This window comes from Deltaproteobacteria bacterium (genome assembly GCA_016218975.1).
GTDB lineage: Bacteria > Desulfobacterota > Deferrimicrobia > Deferrimicrobiales > Deferrimicrobiaceae > JAENIX01.
This window is the reverse complement of record JACRCO010000063.1, coordinates 1-22,219: the sequence shown is the minus strand read 5'-3', so window position 1 is coordinate 22,219 and position 22,219 is coordinate 1. Positions and strand designations below refer to the sequence as shown.

General features: G+C 61.6%; 21 protein-coding genes and 1 pseudogene. 15 read left to right on the top strand and 7 right to left on the bottom strand.

Going from position 1 to position 22,219, the window contains the following annotated elements:
• The 7 genes and pseudogenes from HY896_08660 to HY896_08630 all read left to right on the top strand — a co-directional run bounded on the left by HY896_08660 (nt 1) and on the right by HY896_08630 (nt 7,622).
• Nucleotides 1-141 (top strand): annotated as a pseudogene (locus HY896_08660) (HNH endonuclease).
• Complete coding sequence (locus HY896_08655; GenBank protein ID MBI5576420.1) at nt 127-2,274, top strand: TSCPD domain-containing protein; 2,148 nt, start codon at nt 127-129, stop codon at nt 2,272-2,274. The pseudogene HY896_08660 and the gene HY896_08655 overlap by 15 nt, the downstream one beginning before the upstream one ends.
• Before the next feature lie 24 nt (nt 2,275-2,298).
• Entirely contained in the window at nt 2,299-2,925 is a 627-nt protein-coding gene (locus HY896_08650; GenBank protein MBI5576419.1) for a dTMP kinase, read from the top strand.
• Nucleotides 2,919-3,899 carry a DNA polymerase III subunit delta' gene (holB, locus tag HY896_08645; protein MBI5576418.1) on the top strand — a complete coding sequence of 327 codons (981 nt, stop codon included), beginning with the start codon at nt 2,919-2,921 and terminating at the stop codon, nt 3,897-3,899. The genes HY896_08650 and holB overlap by 7 nt, the downstream gene beginning before the upstream one ends.
• 6 nt (nt 3,900-3,905) lie before the next feature.
• Complete coding sequence (locus tag HY896_08640) at nt 3,906-4,667, top strand: stage 0 sporulation protein (GenBank protein MBI5576417.1); 762 nt, start codon at nt 3,906-3,908, stop codon at nt 4,665-4,667.
• Nucleotides 4,664-6,196: a methionine--tRNA ligase gene (gene metG, locus HY896_08635; protein MBI5576416.1), complete on the top strand. Its 1,533-nt coding sequence runs from the start codon at nt 4,664-4,666 to the stop codon at nt 6,194-6,196. Before HY896_08640 ends, metG begins: the two co-directional genes overlap by 4 nt.
• A gap of 55 nt (nt 6,197-6,251) precedes the next feature.
• A complete protein-coding gene (locus HY896_08630; protein ID MBI5576415.1) occupies nt 6,252-7,622 on the top strand; it encodes a YchF/TatD family DNA exonuclease in 1,371 nt (456 codons plus the stop codon).
• Between the two features lie 6 nt (nt 7,623-7,628).
• Here HY896_08630 and HY896_08625 read toward each other — a convergent pair whose 3' ends face one another.
• The 5 genes from HY896_08625 to HY896_08605 form a co-directional block, all read right to left on the bottom strand.
• Nucleotides 7,629-8,228, bottom strand: coding sequence for a hypothetical protein (locus HY896_08625; protein MBI5576414.1), 600 nt, complete (start codon nt 8,226-8,228; stop codon nt 7,629-7,631).
• Nucleotides 8,225-9,367, bottom strand: a complete 1,143-nt coding sequence (locus HY896_08620; GenBank protein MBI5576413.1) for a M48 family metalloprotease — start codon at nt 9,365-9,367, stop codon at nt 8,225-8,227. Before HY896_08620 ends, HY896_08625 begins: the two co-directional genes overlap by 4 nt.
• Nucleotides 9,364-10,101, bottom strand: coding sequence for a hypothetical protein (locus HY896_08615; GenBank protein ID MBI5576412.1), 738 nt, complete (start codon nt 10,099-10,101; stop codon nt 9,364-9,366). The genes HY896_08620 and HY896_08615 overlap by 4 nt, the downstream gene beginning before the upstream one ends.
• 123 nt (nt 10,102-10,224) lie before the next feature.
• Complete coding sequence (locus HY896_08610) at nt 10,225-11,190, bottom strand: HD domain-containing protein (protein MBI5576411.1); 966 nt, start codon at nt 11,188-11,190, stop codon at nt 10,225-10,227.
• A gap of 14 nt (nt 11,191-11,204) precedes the next feature.
• Complete coding sequence (locus HY896_08605) at nt 11,205-12,794, bottom strand: hypothetical protein (GenBank protein MBI5576410.1); 1,590 nt, start codon at nt 12,792-12,794, stop codon at nt 11,205-11,207.
• Here HY896_08605 and HY896_08600 point away from each other — a divergent pair.
• Nucleotides 12,781-13,290 carry an LEA type 2 family protein gene (locus HY896_08600; GenBank protein MBI5576409.1) on the top strand — a complete coding sequence of 170 codons (510 nt, stop codon included), beginning with the start codon at nt 12,781-12,783 and terminating at the stop codon, nt 13,288-13,290. The genes HY896_08605 and HY896_08600 overlap by 14 nt on opposite strands.
• Nucleotides 13,291-13,293: 3 nt before the next feature.
• Here the strand turns inward: HY896_08600 and HY896_08595 are convergent, their stop codons facing one another.
• The gene (locus tag HY896_08595; protein ID MBI5576408.1) at nt 13,294-14,265 is read right to left on the bottom strand and encodes a D-glycerate dehydrogenase; all 972 of its coding nucleotides are present in this window, start codon (nt 14,263-14,265) and stop codon (nt 13,294-13,296) included.
• Between the two features lie 146 nt (nt 14,266-14,411).
• Between HY896_08595 and HY896_08590 the strand changes: the two genes are divergently transcribed.
• The 4 genes from HY896_08590 (at nt 14,412) to secG (ending at nt 17,729) form a co-directional block, all read left to right on the top strand.
• Nucleotides 14,412-15,428, top strand: coding sequence for a hypothetical protein (locus HY896_08590; protein MBI5576407.1), 1,017 nt, complete (start codon nt 14,412-14,414; stop codon nt 15,426-15,428).
• Between the two features lie 133 nt (nt 15,429-15,561).
• A complete protein-coding gene (gap, locus tag HY896_08585; protein ID MBI5576406.1) occupies nt 15,562-16,566 on the top strand; it encodes a type I glyceraldehyde-3-phosphate dehydrogenase in 1,005 nt (334 codons plus the stop codon).
• Between the two features lie 4 nt (nt 16,567-16,570).
• A complete protein-coding gene (locus tag HY896_08580) occupies nt 16,571-17,320 on the top strand; it encodes a triose-phosphate isomerase (protein MBI5576405.1) in 750 nt (249 codons plus the stop codon).
• Nucleotides 17,321-17,342: 22 nt separating this feature from the next.
• Nucleotides 17,343-17,729 carry a preprotein translocase subunit SecG gene (gene secG / locus HY896_08575; protein ID MBI5576404.1) on the top strand — a complete coding sequence of 129 codons (387 nt, stop codon included), beginning with the start codon at nt 17,343-17,345 and terminating at the stop codon, nt 17,727-17,729.
• 127 nt (nt 17,730-17,856) lie between these two features.
• Here secG and HY896_08570 read toward each other — a convergent pair whose 3' ends face one another.
• Nucleotides 17,857-18,057, bottom strand: coding sequence for a cold shock domain-containing protein (locus tag HY896_08570; GenBank protein ID MBI5576403.1), 201 nt, complete (start codon nt 18,055-18,057; stop codon nt 17,857-17,859).
• Nucleotides 18,058-18,310: 253 nt separating this feature from the next.
• Between HY896_08570 and HY896_08565 the strand changes: the two genes are divergently transcribed.
• The 3 genes from HY896_08565 to HY896_08555 form a co-directional block, all read left to right on the top strand.
• Nucleotides 18,311-18,640 carry a hypothetical protein gene (locus HY896_08565; GenBank protein MBI5576402.1) on the top strand — a complete coding sequence of 110 codons (330 nt, stop codon included), beginning with the start codon at nt 18,311-18,313 and terminating at the stop codon, nt 18,638-18,640.
• 376 nt (nt 18,641-19,016) lie between these two features.
• Nucleotides 19,017-20,993 (top strand): ATP-dependent helicase, encoded by a 1,977-nt coding sequence (locus HY896_08560; GenBank protein ID MBI5576401.1) that lies wholly within the window; start codon nt 19,017-19,019, stop codon nt 20,991-20,993.
• Between the two features lie 157 nt (nt 20,994-21,150).
• On the top strand, nt 21,151-22,219 hold a 1,069-nt coding region (locus HY896_08555; GenBank protein ID MBI5576400.1), incomplete at its 3' end, for an SBBP repeat-containing protein.

Below are 22,219 nucleotides of genomic sequence, written 5' to 3'. Positions count from 1 at the left end.
GAGCACCGGCTGATCGCAAACTTCCATAATCACCAGCAGACCGGCAAGAGCATTAGCTGGCACGCTCACGTAGTGCACCACCGCGATTACAATGGCCTTAACAACGATCCGGCCAATCTTCTGATCATGACGAAAGAAGAAACGGACGAAGAGTTTCGCACTCGTCACAGCGCATCCGTGAAGTCGGCCATGACGCGGAACCGCGGGGAATTCATGGAAGCGATCCACGAACGCGCAGTCAGGAAGTTGGAGGAATGCCGGGCGGCGACCGATCTTCGGTGCTTCCTCGACAACAACGTCGTGATGGTCGAACGGTCGTGCGAGCATTGCGGCGCATCGTATGCCGTCACCTGGAACCGGCGCGAGCAATCGTTCTGCTCACACTCCTGCTGCATGTCGCGGCACAATGCCGAAGCCGGCATCCGGGAACGGATCGCCGACAGCGTGCGGGAAGCATATGCGTACCGGTCGGAAGAAACGTGGCGGCGGCAGATCCAATGTCTTCTCGACATGAAATTCGAGAACGGCCGGTTTCCGCTAAAGAAGGAGTGGGAGGGACGCTGCGCCGTGGAGGGTATTTCGAAGCGCCTCGGAACGGCATTCGGATTTTCCACGTACGAAGCGTTGAAAAACGCCTCGCAGACGTACAACCACAGGGTGTCGGCCGTCGTACCTGACGGAATCGAGGACGTATACAACGGGACGGTCGATGAATTCCACAATTTCTACATCGGTGAATTCACAGGGGAATTTAACGGTGACCCCTGCAATAATTACATAAACGTAATTCAGTGTGGTGAGCAGCCGCTGCTGCCTTACGAATCTTGCAATTTGGGGTCGATCAACCTCGCCAACATGATCTCCGGCGAAAACGGCGGTACGCGCATCGACTACGAGAAGCTAAAGACCACGATCCACGATGCGGTTCGGTTCCTGGACAACGTCATCGACATGAACAACTACCCGTTGAACGAGATACGGCAGATGACGATGGGGAATCGCAAAATCGGGCTGGGAGTGATGGGGTTCGCCGACATGCTGATCCGGCTCGGCATCCCCTACGATTCCGACGAAGCGCTGGCCGTCGGCCAGGAAATCATGAGCTTCCTCCATGAGGAGTCCGTCGCGGCGTCCTCCCTGCTCGCCCGCGAGCGCGGCGCTTTCCCGAACTACGGGATAAGCGTCTACCCCGAGCGCCAGAACGTCCCCCTGCGCAACGCCACCACCACGACGATCGCCCCCACGGGGACCATCAGCATCATAGCCGGGTGCAGCAGCGGGATCGAGCCCATCTTCGCGCTGTCGTTCATACGTAACGTTATGGACAACGACCACTTGATCGAGGCGAATCCGCTCTTCGAGGCCGAGATGCGGCGACGGGGGATCTACTCGGTGGAGAAGATGAAGGAGATCTCGCAGACGGGGTCGGTGCGGCACGTGGACGGAATCCCCGACGACGTCCGCCGGGTGTTCGTAACTGCGCACGACATCTCCCCCGAGGCCCACCTGCGTATGCAGGCGGCCTTCCAGAAGTTCGTCGACAACGCCGTCTCCAAGACCGTCAACTTCCCCTCGGAAGCGACCCGGGAAGACATCCGGAAGGTCTTCGTCCTGGCGTACCGCCTCGGGTGCAAGGGAGTCACCGTCTACCGGGACCGCAGCCGGGACGAGCAGGTCCTCAACATCGGAGAGGTCAACCGGAAGGATGGCGCGTTCGCGCCCGCGGAGATCCCCGCGCAGCCGGGGTTCGCTTCCCCGCGGCCACGGCCGGACACGCTGCTGGGCGTTACAAAGGAGATGAAGACGAGCTGCGGCAAGCTCTACGTGACGATCAACCGCGACCAGCAGGGGATCTTCGAGATATTCAACCAAATGGGGAAAGCCGGCGGGTGCGCCGCCTCGCAGTCGGAGGCGATCGGAAGGCTCGTTTCGCTTGCCCTCCGATCCGGCGTCCAGCCCGACCAGATCATCAAGCAGTTGAAAGGCATCTCCTGCCACCTGCCCACCTGGGGAGGGAACGGCGGGGGCAAGATCCTGTCGTGCGCCGACGCGGTTTCCAAGGCGATCGAATGGTACATGGAGAACGTGGACGCCATGTTCCCGGGCCTTTCCGCCCAATCGGGGAATCCGGTAGCCGCCGTGGCCGCCAAGCCGTCTTCATTCGGGAGCAATGACAAGGAGATCGCACGCGGCGCCTGCCCGGATTGCGGCAGCCAGGTCGAGATGCAGGAGGGATGCCTCAAGTGCCGGTCGTGCGGCTTCTCGGAATGTTAGCCGGTGGGAATTGCGGGTATCCCTTTGACCGCACCGTTCGTCACGTTTGAAGGAATCGAGGGGTCCGGGAAGACCACCCAGATCCGCCTGTTGTCCGGACACCTCGAAAAGAAGGGCATTCGCCATCGCGTGACCCGCGAGCCGGGCGGCACGCCGCTGGCCGACGAGATCCGCTCCCTCCTGTTGACTCCCAGGGAGGAACGGGTTTTTCCGGAAACCGAGCTGCTCCTTTACGAAGCAGCCCGGGTGCAGCATGTTCGCTCGGTGATCCTTCCCGCCCTCTCTTCCGGTCAGGCGGTCCTCTGCGACCGGTTCTCCGACGCCACCGTGGCATACCAGGGATTCTCCCGTAACATCGACGGCGCCCGTATAGACTGGCTGAACGGGTTCGCGACATGCGGCGTCATGCCGGACCTGACCTTCCTCCTCGACATCCCGCCTGAAGCCGGGTTCGCCCGGATCCGGGGCCGGCGATCCGGGCCGGACCGCATCGAATCCGAGTCCCTCGAATTCCACGGAAAAGTGCGCGAGGGGTACCTGCGGCTGCAGGAACTCAACCCTGAGAGGATCGTCCGGATCGACGCCTCGCCCACTGCGGAAGAAGTCTTCCGCAAGGTGCTCGAAACCGCGTCGGCACGCCTGGGATGGTAGACCGTCTCTCATTCCTGCGCGGGCAGGAACGCGCTGCTTCCCTCATGCGCCGGTACCTCGCCTCCGGAAATGTCCCGGCGGGGCTGCTCTTCCACGGCGAAGAGGGCACCGGAAAGGAACGGGCGGCGCAGGCGCTTTTGGCCGCCATCCTTTGCCGCAATCGAAACGAAGACGGCGCCTGCGGGGAATGTCACGACTGCCGCCTCGTTTCTTCCGGCGCCCATCCCAATTTCATGAGAGTGCAGCCGGAGAACCATTTCATACAGATCGCCGGGATCCGGGCGCTGAAGGAGGAGCTTTCCCTGAAGGCTTTCTCGGACCGGCCGCGCGCGGCCCTAATCTGCCCCGCGGACCGCATGACCATCCAGGCGGCCAACGCATTGCTGAAAACCCTGGAGGAACCCCCGCCGGCGACCCACCTCCTTCTTGTGGCGCACCGGCTTTCCATGCTCCCCCCGACGATCGTTTCCCGCTGCCAGAAAATTCCGTTCCAGGCGATGGCGCCGGAAATCGTCGAGGAGATCCTGTCCGCGCTACCCGACGTTGGGAAAAAACGTTCCCCGGGCGCCATCAGGGCAGCGGCGGCATGCGCAGGCGGAAGCCCGGGGAGGGCTTTGCTCCTCCTCGACGAGATGGAAGAAGGGAGGCAGGCGTGGGCGGGCCTCTTTTCCCGGCCGGACCCTTCGGCGGTTTTCGCCGCCTCCGAGGCGTGGCGCAAATCGGGCGAGCGGGAAGGACAGGCGGCCGTCCCGCTGTCCATCGCGCGGGACCTCGCGCTCTTATCTTCCGGGGGAAAAGCGGATATAATCAACGACGACTTGAAGGACGCCTTGAGCGCCGCCGCAGGACGGAAGACCGGGGATGGCTGGTCCAGGGCATTCCGGGAACTGCTGTCTATGTCCCGGCTGCCTCCCCAGGTCCAGAAAAGGCTGGCGCTGGAGGCATTTTTATTTGGCCTGCATGGAAAGGATTGAAGTCATATGGATCTTGCCGGAGTCAGGCTCCGCGGCGTCTGCAAGACTTTCCACTACGACTGCACCGGCACGGCGGTGAAGCGAGGGGACTACGTCGTAGTCCAGACAGAGCGTGGAGCGGTTCTTGGCGAGGTCGTACAGCGGGTCGACGCCTACAATCCTTCACCCGGCAGGCCGGCGTACCTGCGGATCGTGCGCCCGGCTACCGCCGACGACATCCGCACTCACCAGGAAAACGCCCGGCGCGAAGCGGAGGCGCACTCCTTCTGCCTGAAACGCATCGAGGCCCGCGCCCTTCTCATGAAGCTGGCCCGCACCGAGGTGCTCCTCGACCGGAGCAAGGCCATCTTCTACTTCACCGCCGACGGGAGGATCGACTTCCGCGAGCTGGTGAAGGACCTTGCGCACGAACTGCGGACGCGCATCGAGATGCGGCAGATCGGAGTGCGAGACGAGGCGAGGGTGGTCGGCGGCATCGGGCCGTGCGGGAAAAACCTTTGCTGCGCGGCATTCCTCTCCGACTTCGAACCCATCACCGTGAAGATGGCGAAGGACCAGAAGCTGGCCCTGAACCCCGCGAAGCTGTCCGGGGTCTGCGGGCGTCTCATGTGCTGCCTGATTTACGAGCATGAGTCCTACAACCGGGCCAGGGCCAAGGCCTGCGAAGCGTGCGGCGCGGACAAGGAGGCGCCGTCTTCTCCGGAGGAGGCCTCCGAAAGCGACGATCTCTCATTCCGGTTCGACGACGGTGAGGACGGTACCTCGTGAAGCCCACGTTCTACATCACGACGCCGATCTACTACGTCAACGACGTTCCGCACATCGGGCATGCCTACACCACCGTCGCATGCGACACGCTGGCGCGTTACCACCGGATGAAGGGGCAGAAGGTATTTTTCCTTACCGGGACGGACGAGCACGGCGAGAAGGTCCAGAAGAGCGCCACGCAGCAGGGCATAGCGTCGAGGGAACTCGCGGACAAGGTGGTCACGCGGTTCAAGGGGCTCTCCCCCGCTCTGGACATCACTAACGACGACTTCATCCGCACTACGGAACCCCGCCACTACGCATCCGTGCAGGACCTTTTCCGGAAATCGCTCGCCAACGGGGACATCTACCTCGGCGAATACGAGGGATGGTATTGCACGCCATGCGAGTCGTACTGGACGGACCTCCAGGTCGTCGAGGGCAAATGCCCCGACTGCAGCAGGCCCGTCGAACGGCGAAAGGAGCCGTCCTTCTTCTTCCGCCTGTCGAAGTACCAGCGTCCGCTGCTGGATTATTACCGGAAGAACCCGGCGTTCATCAGGCCGGAGAGCCGCCGCAACGAAGTCGTCGCCTTCGTCGAAGGGGGCTTGAACGATCTGTCGGTATCCCGCACCTCGCTTACGTGGGGAATCCCGGTGCCGGATCACCCGGGTCACGTGATTTACGTATGGTACGACGCTCTCACCAATTACATTACCGGCGTGGGATACCCGGACGGCGGGGAGAGGTACGACACCTTCTGGCCCGCGGACATCCATATGGTGGGGAAGGACATCCTCAGGTTCCATGCGGTGTTCTGGCCGGCGTTCCTGATGTCGGCGGGGGTTGCACCGCCGCTTGGCGTCTTCGCCCACGGCTGGTGGACCGTCGAAGGACAGAAGATGAGCAAGTCGCTGGGCAACGTCGTGGACCCGTACGAGATGGTGGAAAAATACGGCGCGGACGCTTTCCGCTACTTCCTCATGCGGGAAGTCCCGTTCGGGATGGACGGCGACTTCTCCCGCAAGGCCCTCGTGCACAGGATCAACTCCGACCTCGCCAACGACTTCGGAAACCTGCTGAACCGGACGCTGGGCATGCTGGGGAAATATTTCGGCGGAACCGTCCCTCCCCCATCCCGCTCCGAAGAGCAGGATCTTCAGCTTGCCGCGAAAGCCGCCGAGGTCCTTTGCGCCGTGGACGGGGCGATGGAAAAAGTCGAGTTCCACAACGCGCTATCTTCGACGTGGGACCTCGTGAAGGCCGCCAACCGGTACGTCGATTCCTCGGCGCCGTGGGCCCTGGCCAGGGAGCCCGCGAAACGGGAGCGGCTGGGCACGGTCCTGTACAACATCCTCGAGGCCGCCCGTATTTCAGTGCTGCTTTCGGCCCCCTTCGTGCCGATCGCCGCCCAGAAGATGTGGGAGGCGCTAGGGTGCGAAGGGCAGGTGGCGTCCGCGAACCTGTCCTCAACCGGCGTCTGGGGCGGGCTCAAACCCGGCGTCACCCTGCCGAAATCCGCCGTCGCCTTCCCCCGCATCGAGGAATGACCGCGGTCCGAAGTTTTTAAGAACGTCCCTGTTTTTGTGGAGGCGGCGGAATCAGATGTACTTCGACTCGCACGCGCACCTGGACCATGAGCCGCTCTGCAACGCGGAAGAGGATGTCATCCGGCGCGCGCGGGAGGCGGGCGTTTCACGCATCGTCACGATCGGGATTGATCCGGAAAGCGATGCGAAAGCCATCGAAATAGCGCACCGCCACTCGGGAATTTACGCATCGATCGGCCTCCACCCGCACAAAGCCTCGAAATGTTCGGATGACATGCTTGCATCGCTCGACCGGCTATCCCGCTGCGACAAGGTGGTCGGTATCGGCGAAACCGGCCTCGACTACTTCCGGGACCGCTCTCCTCGGGACACGCAACGGGCCGCTTTCCGAGAGCAGATCAGGCTGGCGCGGCGAAGGAGCCTGCCGGTCATCATCCACGACCGGATCGCCCACGGCGAGATCCTCTCCATTCTCGCCGAGGAAAATGCCTCCGAAGTCGGCGGGATCATCCACTGCTTTTCCGGCGATTACGAGATGGCGCGGAAGGCGGTCGGGATGAACTTCCTCATCTCCATCCCCGGCGCGATCACCTATAAGGGATCGGAGCCGCAAGTCGAGGCGGTACGGAAACTCCCTTTGGAAAAGCTCCTCCTCGAAACCGACTGTCCGTTCCTTGCGCCGCTGCCCCATCGCGGGAAAACCAATGAGCCTGCCTTCATACCGCTCGTGGCGAATAAGATCGCGGAGATCAAGGGGCTATCGGCGGAGGACGTCGGAAGGGTCACCACCCTCAACGCTCTGCGTATCTACCGCATACCGTCGGAAGAGGAAGTCCGGGTGTCCTACCTGATCCGGAATTCCCTCTACCTCAACATCACCAACCGGTGCACCAACACCTGCGTCTTCTGCGCGAAGCGGGAGGATTATCACGTAAAGGGGCACTATCTGAAACTGCCGGGAGAGCCGTCGGTCGAAGAAGTCGTTGCGGAAGTCGGCGATCCGACTCAATTTGACGAAGTCGTCTTCTGCGGGTTCGGTGAGCCGCTTTTACGGCTGGATGACGTGAAGGCGATCGCGAGTGAACTCAAGTCGAAAGGCGCGAAGGTCCGGGTCAACACCGACGGCTTGGCGAACCTGGTGCACGGGAGAAACATCCTGCCGGAGCTCGCGGGGCTGGTGGACGCCCTCTCCGTCTCCCTCAACGCCCCCGACTCGGAAACGTATGCCCGGATCTGCCCGAACCGCTACGGACCGGCATCGTTCCCCGCCATTCTTGAATTCCTTAGAGAAGCACCGCGGCACGTCCCGTCGGTGGTCGCGACCGCCGTTGCCCTCCCCGGCCTCGACCATGACGCCGTTCGCCTGCTTGCCGACTCGATCGAGGGAGTTTCCTTCCGCCTCCGCCCCTTCGCCGAGGTGGGATGAGGGGGCCTATGCTCCCGCAGCCTTTTTCTCCATCGGACGTTCGGGAGCCTTGATAAGCCGGAAGCTGTGCAATACCTTTTCGAACGTTTCCGCATCCCGGTCGAAATAGTGCCTTTGCGCCGCCGAGTAGCGAATGAAATAGAAGTGGTTCTCCAGCAGGAATCCGCAAAAGATAATCTTGTACCTTACTCCGTTCTTCGACCTGTACGTGAACACCGACCGGAACCCGGCGTATCCGCCGATCGTCTCCGGCCTGTTTTCGAGGACGGTCATTCTTTCGAACGCCGGGTTTGAGTGGAACTGGTCGAGGGCAACCTCCGCGACCTCCTGCGGCAGCATCCCCTTTTGAAATTTCTTTTTCGTGCTGGGCAGATTCTCCCCTATTTCGTGCCGCGAGATGATGATCGCCTGAAGGGCTCCCCCTTCCCTCGTCAGGAAGATGCTGTCCCCGGAGCCGGACTTCACCCACCCTTTCGGCAGATCCACGAGAACATTCTTCGATTCGTCCCTGTATTCTCCTCCGACGACGGTCCACCTGGGTGTTGCGCACCCAGCCAGCAGCGCGAGTGAAACAGCGAGGATCGCTTTCGGCAGGTGCTCCATCATCGCACCGCCTTCATGTATTCCTCCACATATCCCCTGTCGGGAGCATCGGGGGAGAGCGCGAGGTACCTTTCGAAATGCTTTTTCGCCTCCTCCTTTTCGCCTTTTTTCATACGGATCATCCCGAGGCACTTGTGCGGATCGGGGAATGAAGGATCGAGTTCCATGGCCTTCAGGTATTCCGCCACGGCCTTCGCCTCGTCCTCCTTCTCTCCCCTCTGCCTGAAAACCTCGCCCAGCAGGTGGCGCCCCCTCGCGCAATTCCCCCGTATAGACAGGTATTTCTCCGCCCCCCTTTGTGCGATCCCGAACCTCCCCATCTTCAGGTCGAGCCGGGCATTCTCCAGGATGACCTCCCTTACCGCCGTGATGAACCTCTCCCGGTTGACGATACCCGTCATTCCGGCGTACTTCTCCTTGAGCTGCCCTTCGTAGTTCTCGATCCGCTCCTGTATGCGCGGGTGCGATCCGAAGAAGAACGGCTCTGTGATCTTCTCCTCCTCTATTTCCTTCTTGAGGTATTCGAAGATCTTGAGGGATTCCTTCGGATCGTATCCGGCCGCGACGACGAGCTTTATCCCTTCCATGTCGGCTTCAGTCTCAAGTTCCCTCGAATACCCGGTCACCGCCGCCGCGGCCCCCAGCGCTCCAAGGATTGCGCCGTATCCGCCGGTCAGGACGACCGATGATGCCAACCATGCCGACTTGTTTTTAACGTTCCTGAACTGATTCACGGAATGGCGATGGGTTGTATGGGTCATCTCGTGGGCGAGAAGCGTCGCAAGCTGCGCCTCGTTCTCCATCCTGGCGAGGATTCCCGTGTGGAGGTACAGCGCGCCGTTCGGAAGCGCGAAGGCGTTCAGGTGCGGGTTCTTCAAAACGCGGATTCGGAACGAAACGCGCCCCTTCATTTGGGGGGTGACAAGTTTGGCCGCCACACCGTCCAGGTACCGCTCCAGTGCCTCGTCGCCGAGCAGGAATCCGCTTTTCGAAAATCCCCTTTCCATTTCCGCCGCCTGGACCCAGAGCGACCTCTCGTCGCTCTCGACGGCGTAATCCTTCGAAGTGACCGGCGGGAGGGTCGTCGTGGCGCAGCCTGCGAGAATAAACGCCGCCGACGCGGCGTACACCAGCCGTCTCACGGCTTCAATCCCGGGAACCCGGAGAGCGTCTCGCCGGTGATCTTCGCAGCTTCTTCCGGCTCGCGGAAGTCGTTTCCGACAACACTTCCTTTGGAATTGAACCACAGGATACCCCCGGACCGGTCGATGAAACCGATATCCATGCCGGTGAAGCCGAGCGGCAAGCCGATCCCCGCCATCGCGCCTATGACGGCAAGCGTTTTCCTTCCTCCTGTGGAGATCACGTCGACTCCTTTGACGACAATGAGGCCGTCGACACCGAGGCTCGCGAAGAGGTTATCCAGGGGGCCGAGCTCGTAAGCGGAAAAACCCCTCTTCTCCGGGAATCCGTTGATCGGTGCAGCTTGCTGAAAATAGCTTGCGATCGCCACTTCGTAAAGAGCGATGACCTCTTCCAGTTCATCTCTTACGGCGTTGTCCAGGACTTCCTTCCTTCTCTCGGCGAGTCGATCCCCGAAAGCGTCCTTCAGGAATTTCGCCACGTTCTCCTTTCCCTTGGCGGACCAATCATCCATGTACTCGCGGACACCTCCGGCGGACATCTCGTATATGCGAATTTCCGGATAGATCATGCCGAAGGTATTTATACCCGACAGCCGGTCGGCGATGTCCGGTCGCGATAATGGCGTTGAGGCCGCTGCGACGGGAACGGGAAGGGAAATGGCCTGAAAAGTAAAAACGAGGAAGAAAATCGACAACGCGATTCGGTGGATCATGCGCCGATTGCGGGACATGCAGCCGTGCCTCCGCGCCCGAAGTTTCAGGCAGTGCGCTGCAAAACGGTCGATCGCATGCAGATGTCAGCCGGAATTATAAAACCTCGTTTTTCAGTCTGTCAAATTGTTACGGACAGGACATCATTTCCCGAACTTCCCCGAGAAGAGGTAACGCTCGAACATACGGTTGTATTCCGTCCAGCGTGCGCCCTCCCGCAGGTCATCCATCGCCTCGGTGAACGCGTTGGACTTGGCGTCCATGTTCTCGACGAAGTGCAACAGGACCGCTTCGAGCGTCTTGGGACGTTTGGGCGAGCCGAACTCCAGCTCACCGTGGTGGGAGAGGACCATGTGCTTGAGGAGCATCTTCTTTTCCGGCGGGAAGCCGTCGATGCGGTCGCAGGCGCGGGAGATCATCTCGGATCCCATGTACAGGTGGCCGAGCAGCCTCCCCTCGTCGGTGTAGTCGAAAGTCCCTTCGTACGTTAGCTCCTCCACCTTGCCCACGTCGTGCAGGAGCGCCCCCGCAACGAGAATATCGCCGTCCACTCCCTCGTAATGCGAGGAGAGGAACCGACAGATTTCCGCGACGGAAACCGTGTGCTCCAGGAGACCGCCGATGTAATCGTGGTGCATGCTCTTTCCGCCGGGCGCCTGCCGGAACCGCCGCGCCGTCTCCGCCCCAGACGCATCGGAGAAGACCTCTTCCAGGAGCCGGCGCAGGTCCGCATCCCTTATCCCGGCCGTCAGCGCTTTGAAGCGCTCCCACAGCGATTCGATCCCCTTCTTCGTCACGGGAAGGAAATCCCCCAGGTCCGGTTTCGCGCCCGCGGGCTTCTGAACGTCGTGGACCTTCAGCTGCATCCTCCCCTGGTACTGGATCGCCGTTCCGCTGACCTCTACGATGTCGTCCCGGTCGAACCGCTTCCCGATCTCTTCCGCCCGGTCCCACACCCGCGCCTCGAACTGCCCCGTCCGGTCGCGCAGGGCGAGGTTCAGGTACGGCTTCCCCGCGTTGCTCAGGAGCTGCGCCTTCCCGGCGACGAGGAACAGGTCTCGCACCGGTTCCCCTTCCTTTATGTCCTTGACGAATTTCGTCTTCACCATCTCTTGCACCGTCCTTATACGGAGAGTTTTTCGAGGATGCGCAGGGCCCCGCGGATCCCGTCCACCGCGGAAGATATGATTCCTCCGGCGTGCCCCGCCCCTTCACCCACAGGATACAGCCCTTTCAGCGTAACCGACTCATAATTCTCCCTTTCCATGCGAACGGGGCAGGAGGTGCGGGACTCCACCGCATAGAGCGTCCCCTCCTGCGTCAGGAACCCCCGCATCGCTTCGCCGAACCGTCGCAGGCCGAACCGCAGGTCTTCTTCCACAGGCAAAGGGAGTATCCCCGAAAGATTCGCGCGAACGACTCCAGGGGCGAGCGCTTTCCCGCGGCACAGGTTCCGGACCTTCCGGTCGAGGAACGCGAGAAGGTTCATGGCCGGGACTCCGTAATTTCCTCCCCCTTTCCGGAAGGCGCGCACCTCGAGCAGCTTCTGGAAATCTACGCCTGCCATCACGTCGCCCGTCCCGAAATCCGTCCCCGAAACAGCCGTGACAATGCCGCTGTTGGCGAACCCGGAATTCCTTGCGTGGGAGCTCATTCCGTTGACGGGCAACCCTTCCGGCGCGGACGAGGCGGCCAGTACTTCGCCGCCGGGGCACATGCAGAACGAGTAAACTCCCCGGCCCGACGGAGCGCGAACCGCCAGGCGGTAATCAGCAGGGGGAAGGCCGGGGCGCCCCGCGGCTTTTCCGTATTGGACGGAATCGATGAGCCCTTGCGGGTGCTCCACGCGAAAACCCACCGCGAACGGCTTGGAGGACATCTTCGCCCCGCGCGACAAAAGCATCCGAAGGGTGTCCCGCGCCGAGTGTCCTACGGCAAGCACGAGGTCCGTGCAGGGGATCTCCTCCCCTCCGGCGAGCCGAACTTTCCGGACCTGCCCTCCTTCAGCGATCACTTCCTCGACGCGCGCCTCGAACCTTACCTCCGCTCCCAGCCAGAAAAGCTCTTCCCGCATCCTGCGGCAGAATTCCCGGAGGCGATCGGTCCCGACATGTGGCTTCGCTTCCACGCAGAGGTCCGGGATCCCTGCGAACCCCGCGAAAGTTCCGACGACGTATTCGACCAGCGGATCCCCGATTCGAGTCGTAAGCTTTCCGTCGGAAAACGTCCCCGCACCGCCTTCGCCGAACTGGACATTGCTCTCCGGATCGAGCGTCCCGGATTTCCAGAAAGCCGCCACGTCCCGCGAACGATCCTCGACCGGTTTCCCGCGTTCAAGCACGAGCGGCGGGACTCCATAACGGGCAAGGGTCAGTGCCGCGAAGAGACCTGCGGGTCCGGCGCCGGCCACCACCGGCCTCATCTCCGGCATGCGGAACCTTCCGATGCGCAACGGGTTCGGCTGGGGAACGATCGGGCGCGCGGAGGAAACACGCGAACAGACTTCCTCTTCAAGGGCGGCGGATCGAAGGGAACAATCGACCGCGTACACGCGCCTGATCCGATCCTTCCGGCGGGCGTCCAGCCCGCGCCGGGAAACGGAAAAACGCTCAACCTCCTCGCGTGGAACCCCTATAATGGAAAGAACCCGGGGGAAAAGCTCATCTTCGGGAAAACCCAAAGCGACACGAATGTCGGTGATGCGGATCGCCAATCGGTTCCCTCTCTTTATTTTCCTGCTCGCCGCCTCGCTTGCCGCGGTCTCCTGCCGGGCGTTGATCAAGGATGCATTGAAGCCGCCCAAGGTCCGGGTTGCGAAGATTATTCTCGCATCGGACCCCGTCAACGATCCTAAAGGGCCGTTGGCGTTCCTGCTGACCCTCGAGGTGGACAACCGGAACGACTATCCCCTTACCGTGACTCGTGTCGCCTACTTTGCGGTCATCGGCCGCGACACGGTCGCGGAGGGCGACCATGGGGAGGAGATCCGCATCGAGGCATCGCGCGTGACGACAGTCCAGGTTCCCGTTGCGATCCGCACGGACGCCTTCCGGGAAGCCATGCGCCAGGTGCTGCAGGCCCGGCGCCTCGATTACGAATTCAACGGCTCCGTGACCTTCAGCGGTACGGTTCTCGGTACGGTCCGCATCCCCTTCTCGAAAACCGGAAATCTCGACGCAGCGGATCTCCTCAAAAAGAAGGGGTTTTAACCTTCAATTGACGGGGGAGAACGGCTCCGCCCCCGAGAGGACGGCAAGCAGGTTCGCCGCAGCCAGCCGGCCCATCCGTTCCCTCGTCTCCGACGTTGCGCTTCCGATGTGCGGAAGAAGCACCGCCGAAGGCGCCGCCAGAAGGGAGGGATGGACCAAAGGCTCCCGTTCGTAGACGTCGAGCCCCGCCGCGAAGATCCTGCCCTCGGAAAGCGCCTGCGCCAGGCCCTCTTCGTCGACCACCTCTCCCCGCGCTATATTGACGAGTACGGCGGTCCGCTTCATCCGCGACAGGCGCTCCTTTCCGATAAGCCCGCGGGTTTCCGGGGTCAGGGGGAGGCACAGTACGACGAAGTCGCTCTCGGCCAGCAGATCGTCGAGCCCGCGATATTCCACTGAGAGGATTTTCTCCCGGTCCGGGGGAACCGGGCTCCGGTTGTTGTAGAGGACGCGCATACCGAATCCTTTAGCTCGAACCGCGATCGCACAGCCGATCTTCCCGAGGCCGACGATCCCCAGCGTCTTCCCGTAAACGGGAACGCCGAGGAATCCCCATGGGTCCCATCCTTCGAACTTCCCCGCCCGCAACGCCCGTTCCGCGTCGGAAAACTTCCTCGCCGCCGCGAGGAGGAGCGCGAATCCAAGGTCGGCGGTCGCCTGCGTGAGAACATCCGGCGTGTTGCATACCCGTATTCCGCGGCGGGAAGCCTCCCCGATATCCACGTTGTTTACCCCGACGGCAAAGTTGGAAACCACCTTGAGCGAGGGGCCTGCCGCATCCATGAGGCGCGCGTCGATCCGGTCCGCAAGCGTGCACAGGATGCCGGCGGCCCCCGGCGCCAGGCGGAGAAGTTCATCCGGGGGCATCGGGGCATCCGGCGGCGGCGCGGCCAATACGACCTTTCCCGCCGGTTCGTCGAGTGAAACCCCCGGAAGCCTCCGGGTCACCAACACTTTAGGATACGTTTTGCCCAATACAGCTCTCCCGCAGCGCGTTTTCGGCGACACACCCGAACATGCTCGACATTAGATCACGGGACGCGGCAATTCGTTACCGGATTCGGGGCGCCGCTCGATGGAATCATTAGGACGCCGGGCTTCACGAAGATATATTCTAAGGAGTGCCACGCGCGTACGACAGCGATCCGATCGACGGCCTTGAGAAGGACCTTGCGACCAGAGGGATCGAATGCGTCAAGGAGCGATTCCGCGTGCCTTCCTGTCCGCAGATCTCTTCCTCCGCAGGTTATCTGTGCGGCGCGGCGGGGGCCTTTCTTCTCGTCGCCGGACATACGTCCGTGTCGTTTTTCGCCGGACTGGCGGGAGCCGTGCTCCTTCTCCTCGAGGCCTGTGGTTTCTCACCACTCGATTGGCTGGGTCCGAAGGGTCCGCGTTCGGCGCTGGTCGTGCCGGGAACGTTCTCGGAAAAGGAGCGGAAGGCGCTGTTCCTTGCCGTGCCGCTGCGCTGTCATTTCACCGGCAAAGGCTATTTCTCGTCGGGGGCGGCGTTCCGCAGGGCGTTTGAGTGTTTTGGCCTCATTCTTTCCTTTTCGGTACCCGTTCTTGCAGGTTCCGCGACTCTCCTCTACCTTCAACCGAACGCGACTGCGGGTGTTCTTGTCGGGTCGGCACTTGCGGCGCTGGCGGCGAGCAGGTGGTTTTTCGGGGAATCAGCTCCGGAAGTACGAAATCTCGCCGTGGAATGGCTGGATCGTTGGCTCCTGGGGGCCGCGCACGGGTTTCAGCCCTTCGTTTTCATCTATTCAGGCGAAGTCGCGGAGGTGAAGTTCTTTCTCGCGAAATATCGCCATCCGCTTTTCCGGGGAAACGGGGTATTCATCGAATTCGCCGAGGTCGCCCGGGGTCAGGCGGCAGCAAGCATCGCGGAAGGGGGGTTCCTTCTCCCGTATCGAGTGGAGCCGGCGCTTCTCTCCCGCGTGCGCGATACGGCCCGGGAGGCCGGCCTTTCCGATCTCCGGACAACGGTATTGAGGTTCCCGTCCGGCGCGCTTGCCGCGATTGCGCGGGGGTTCAAGGCCGTAACGATCTTTCGCATGGAAAATTCCCGCGGAGGAGCGGAAATCCTCCAATGGGAAGCCTGCATCCGCTGGGTCGGTGAAATCCTGAAACGGTTTTAAGCTGCAGTTCCGGACGGGCTCCCGCACCGGCCGATAATGCGGACGATATTTGACAGATTGCCCCGAAGGTGTATAATTTCTTGCTTATTTTTGAATTCCCCGAATCGACATTCCACTCCAGGAGGGTCGGGCCATGGCCGTCAAAGTCGGGATCAACGGGTTCGGTCGCATCGGGAGGAACTTCCTTCGCGCGGCGTACAACGACCCCGCGCTGGACGTCGTGGCGGTGAACGACATCACCGACGCGAAGACGCTGGCGCACCTTTTCAAGTACGACTCGATACACGGGCGGTTCGAGCGTGAAGTGGGAGTGAAGGACGGCGCGCTCGTAGTCGCCGGTAAAACCATCCAGGTACTCGCCGCAAAGGATCCTTCCGAGCTTCCGTGGGGGAAGTTGGGCGTCGAGGTCGTCATCGAGTCCACCGGGAAGTTCACGGAGCGCGAAGGGGCGGAGAAGCACCTGAAGGCGGGTGCCAAGCGGGTCCTCATCTCGGCGCCTGCGAAAAATCCCGATGCGACTTTCGTGATGGGCGTCAACGAGAAGACCTTCGATCCGGCGAAGCACTTCATCATCTCGAATGCATCCTGCACGACCAACTGCCTCGCGCCGGTCGCCAAGGTGCTTTTGGACAGCTTCGGGATCGAGCGGGGACTGATGACGACGATCCACGCCTACACGAACGACCAGCGGATCCTGGACTTCCCGCACAAGGATTTGCGGAGGGCGCGCGCGGCGGCGCTCTCGATGATCCCGACCACGACCGGAGCGGCGAAGGCCGTGGCCCTCGTGATCCCCGCGCTCAAGGGAAAGCTCGACGGCATGGCGATACGCGTTCCGACCGCAAACGTCTCCGTGGTCGATCTCACGGCGGAGATTTCGAAGCCGGCGACTGCGGAAGAGATCAACGCAGCGGTCAAAAAGGCGGCGGAGGGTCCCCTGAAAGGGATTATCGAGTACGTCGACGAACCGTTGGTGTCCGTCGACTTCAACCATACTTCCTATTCCTCCGAGTTCGACGCGCTGTCGACCAAGGTGATCGACGGCAAGATGGTGAAGGTGCTTGCTTGGTACGACAACGAGTGGGGTTATTCGTGCCGCATGGTGGACCTGGCCAAGTTCGTGGCTGGAGCGAAGTAGCGCCATGCGCACCCCGGTCATCGCGGGCAATTGGAAGATGTACAAGACGTCCGCCGACACCTCCGCTTTCGTGAAGGAGTTTCTCCCCCTGGTCGCAGGCGTCAACGGGGTCGAGATCGTGATTGCGCCGCCCTTCCCGTCGCTTGGCATAGCGGCGGGCATGACGTCCGGGACGAACGTGGGAGCGGCTTCCCAGAACGTCCACTTCGCGGCGGAAGGGGCATACACGGGGGAAGTCTCGCCTGCGATGGTGAAGGACGTCGGGGCGAAGTACGCGATCATCGGCCATTCGGAGCGGCGGCAATATTTCGCCGAGACAGACGAATCCGTGAACCGCAAGGTCAGGGCGGCGCTCGCTGCGGGACTCGTCCCCATCATGTGCCTTGGGGAAACGCTGCAGGAGAGGGAATCGGGGAAGACATTCGACGTGGTGGAGCGCCAGCTTCGCGCGGGGCTTTCGGATATCGGAGCCGCGGAGGCGCCCAAGGTCATCGTCGCATACGAGCCGGTGTGGGCGATCGGAACCGGAAAAACCGCCTCGAAGGAGCAGGCGCAGGAGGTCCACGCCTTCCTTCGGCGCATCCTGGCGGAACTTTACGGAGACTCCGCCGGGTCGATCCGCATCCTTTATGGCGGGTCCGTCAAGCCGGAAAACATCTCCGAACTGATGGCCCAGCCGGACATCGACGGGGCGCTGGTCGGAGGGGCAAGCCTCAAACCCGCCTCGTTCGCTTCGATCGTGAAGTTCAAATAACGGAGGAACCTAAAAAAACCCGATGTACACACTGGTTATCGTCATTCATGTGATCGTCTCAATCGCTCTTATCCTGATCATCCTCCTGCAGACGGGGAAGGGAAGCGACATAGGCGCCGTGTTCGGCGGCGGGTCGTCGAACACGCTGTTCGGATCGAGCGGACCCACGAGCTTCCTCGGCAAGCTGACGGCCGGGGCGGCGGTCGTTTTCATGATCACCTCCCTCTTTCTTGCCTATTTTGCGGGCGGAAGGTCCTCTCCCACGATCATGCAGGGCGGCGCGACTTCATCGATGCCGGCCCCGGCGCCGCCGCAGGGAATGCCTCCCGGCCCCGGCGCAGCGATGCCGGCGCCAGGTGCCGCCCCCGCCGCGCCGATGCCCGCCTCCCCGGTACAACCCGGCAAGTAACCAGGAAATCGAACCTTAAAAAAAGGGCGGCCCGTTGGGGCTGCCCTTTTTTTAGACAAAAAGAGCCCCGGCGGTTTCCCGCCGGGGCTTTCATGGTCGGGGAGTTATACCCCTTCGGATCGCGTCGTCACGCCTTCGTGACGTTGGCCGCCTGCGGACCCTTGGGGCCTTCGGTGATCTCGAACTCGACGCGCTCGCCTTCCTTCAGCGACCGGAACCCTTCCGCCTTGATCGCGCTGAAGTGCACGAAGACATCCGGGCCGCCTTCCTGTGCGATGAAGCCGTACCCCTTCGCGTCGTTGAACCACTTCACGGTGCCTTGAGCCACTTTCCTGTACCTCCTTTAGAGTACTGCTGTCAAAACTGGGCTAACAATTACCCATATTTTGCAACATTGGGAATTTATCAGCGCCCCCCACCCCTGTCAAGCCAAACATTCGGCCGTCCATGGCTGTATACAGCATCCGGCCTCCATGGCTCACGCTGCATTCCGCCATCCATGGCAGAAACTTTTCCCGGGATGCCGGGTTTATTACGACGAAAGCGGAATTCGAAACAATTTCCGAAAGGGGGACGGAAAGATGAAAAGGTGGATCGCGGCGGCGGCAATCCTGGCAGTGGCGGCTACGATAGCGGTTCCGGCATTCGCGGGGGATACGGATTCGCCGGGCATCGAACAACGGCAACGCAACCAGCAGCAGCGCATCTACAATGGGGTTCAGAACGGTTCACTCACGCCCGGCGAGGCCGCAAGGCTCGAGCGGGAACAGGCGAGGATAGAGCGGCAGGAGCAACGGTTCAAGTCCGACGGGAACTTCACCCGCCGCGAACGGGCGGTCATAAATAATCGTCTCGACAAATCCAGCGGACACATCTACCGCGAGAAACACGACCGCCGGACGACGCCGTAAATTTCACGCGCCATCACAAACGGGGGCCGTCGGGAGACGGTCCCCGCCACCCCATTAACCCGCAATTCTCACCACGGTTCGTCGCGAGACGGTGGAGACGGGTATGGCTACAAAGCGTCGCGACCGAGGGCACCGCAGGCGTAGTTTACACTACGTCGAGGAGCCCGACCGAGCGCAACGCAGTAGACATGCCTGTATCCGCCGCCGCAGCAGAAGCGTGGTGAGAATTGCGGGTTAACACCATCACGTAAAGCGCAGTAACACAGTACGGGACCGGGCGAGCCACGCTCGCCGGCTCCTACTTGTCCCGCGCTTCCGGGTGCGGAATGGGGTAACATATCCGATGCTTCGCAGGTCGGCATCGGGGGAAAGCGAATTGCAGAAACGATACTCACTCCAGGAAACTCCCGGCGGCGCCGGGAAAATCGATTACGAAAAGGCACTGAACCCGCGGCAGGCTGAAGCCGTCCTGCACGGCGACGGTCCGCTCCTGGTCATCGCCGGCGCGGGGACCGGCAAGACCCGTACCCTCATTTACCGCGTCGCACGTCTCGTGGAGATGGGCCATCATCCCTCCTCAATCCTGCTTCTTACTTTCACCCGCCGGGCCGCCGAGGAGATGATCAGAAGGGCCTCTGTCCTACTCGACCAGCGGTGTGAAAAGGTCTCCGGAGGTACGTTCCACGCCTTCGCCAACACCCTGCTGCGGCGCCACGCAGCGGCGGCGGGATTCGGGAACAACTTCACCATTCTGGATCGGGCAGACGCGGAGGACCTCATCGGATTGATCCGCCATGACGTCCACGGCGGGCACAAGACCGTCCGCTTCCCGAGAAAGGAAACGCTTGCCGACCTGTTCAGCAGGGCGGTCAACCGCGAGGAGGATATCGCAACCGCCCTGGAAAAGGAGGCGCCCCACTTCCTCTACTGCCTCGGCGACATACTGGAGATTTGCCGTTTATACGTGGCCACGAAGCGGGAACGGAACCTCATGGACTACGACGACCTCCTGGTCCACCTGGCGGCGCTTCTGCGAGAAAACGAAACTATCCGCAGACAGGTCTCCGAGACATACCTGCACATCCTTGTGGACGAGTACCAGGATACAAACCGGATCCAGGCGGAGATCCTCCGTCTCCTGGCCTACGCGCACGACAATGTTATGGTCGTAGGCGACGATTCCCAGAGCATCTACTCCTTCCGTGGAGCCAACTTCCGCAACATCATGGATTTTCCGTCGGACTTTCCCGGCGCAAAGGTCGTCTTCCTGGAGGAGAACTACCGCAGCCGCCAGCCGATACTTGACGTAACAAACGAGATCATCACCCACGCCCGCGAAAAATTTCCCAAGCACCTGTTCACCTCGCGGGGCGGAGGCGAAAAGGTTTCCCTGCTTTGTTCCCCCAACGAGCGGCTGCAGTCCGTCTACGTGGCGGACCGGATCCTGTCGCTCCACGAAGAGGCGGGGATTCCCTTAAGCGAAATCGCCGTTCTGTTCCGTGCCGCGTACCTGTCCTTCGATCTCGAGGTGGAACTCGCGCGGCGGCGCATTCCGTACCGCAAGTTCGGCGGGTTCAAGTTCCTGGAGACCGCGCACGTAAAGGACGTGATCGCGCATCTGAGGCTGATCGACAATCCGCGGGATTCATTGAGTCTGTCCCGGGCCCTGATGCTCGTCCCGGGTATCGGGAAAAAGGCCGGCTCGGATCTTTCGCGCCAGGCCTACGCGGAAGCATCGCTTCTGCCGGTGCTCGCCTCCCTTAAGAACCGGAAACGCTCCGAGGAGTCGGGACGCCTTGCGAACCTGTTGGCGGAACTGCGCGGAAACGCCGGGGAGACGACCCTGCCGGTGACGGAGATGATGGCGCGGGTGATCGCGTATTACCGGCCCATCCTGGAAGCGCGGTTCGACGATTACCCGAGGCGGCTGAAGGACCTGGACCACCTCGAGTCCCTGTGCGCCCGCTACAGGAAGCTTTCGGATTTTCTCTCCGAGATCACGCTGGAACCTCCACAGGCGTCGGTGGGAGATATCGCTGCGACGGAGGACGAGAAGGACACGCTGACTCTTTCCACGATCCACTCCGCCAAGGGGCTGGAGTGGAAAGCGGTTTTCATCCTCTGGGTGCTGGACGGGAAATTGCCGCTCTCCCGAGTGGCGGAAAACGAGGAAGAAATGGAGGAGGAACGCCGGCTCCTTTATGTGGCGGCTACACGCGCAAAGGATCTGCTCGTGATGACCTATCCGATCAATATCTACGAGCGGGCCACCGGCGCCGTCCTGTCGAAACCGTCGCGGTTCGTTGAGGAGATCCGCAGGGGCTTCCTGTCCCGCTTCACGCTCACCGAATGAAATAAACGCAAAAAACATTAAACGCAAAGGGTTTTTTTTCCGATAATACTTCCGTGAATAAAGTCATTCGCATGCCGGAAGAACATTAAACTTAACCGGTGCCGTTCGGGGGTTTAGCCGCAATCTCATCCTCATGAAATAATCGAGCGGAGGGACGATGATGTCGCGGTTCCACCGGAAGCACGTCGCGGGGTTTTGCACTCTGGCGTTCGCCGCCGCCTTGTCCCTTATCCTTCTTTCAGGCAACGACGAAAAACCCGCCCGTCATCCGGTCATCCCGGAACAGGCGGCCGTCGCCCGCATCCTGTCGGGGATGCGGATTCCCTTCCAGGAAAACGCCGGTCAATTTTCTCCCGAGATCGCCTACGGCGCGCGCATGTTCTCCGGGGCCGCCTTCGTCACACGCGAGGGCGAAATCATCTATTCACTTTATGAACGAGCGGGCGGGGGATCCGCCTGCAAGGTCCGCGTCTTCAGGGAGATCCTGATCGGCGGAAGAACCCTGGAAATTTCCGCGGAGGCTCCATCGCCGGCAAGCGTCAGCCGGTTCGCCGGAAACGATCCATCGAGGTGGATCCGATCGATACGTGCATGGGAAACGGTGCGGTTCGACCGGGTATACGACGGGATCGACGTGAAGCTGAAGGCGCACGGCGGCTCCGTGGAAAAGTTCTTCCACGTCCGACCGGGCGGCGATCCTTCCGCGATCCGCCTCCGCATCGAAGGAGCGGACCGGCTTGCGATAAACAAACGGGGAGAACTCGAAGCCGTCGTCGGAAAGGAAACGGTGCTGTTCTCCGCACCCGTGGCCTGGCAGGATGACGGCGAACGGAGAATTCCCGTCGCGGCTGATTACGAGGTCGACGGGAACGAATACGGCTTCCGCCTCGCGGCATACGATCCGAATCGCGAGATCGTCATCGATCCCCTTCTCGCTGCGACATATCTCGGGGGCTCGGGTCCCGCGGGGACGGGGCAAGGTGTGCCCGACGGGCTCGACGATCAGCCGTACGCAATCGATTTCGACTCCTCGGGGAACATTTACGTTGCGGGAGCCACGGCTTCGAGCAATTTCCCCGCCGGATACGGATACGACAACACCTTCGATGCGGCATCGCCTGCCCTCACCGACGCCTTCGTGGTGAAACTTTCCGGCGACCTCACGCAGATACTCGCAGCAACCTTTCTCGGCGGCAGCTCGGATGACATGGCCACGTCCGTAAGGG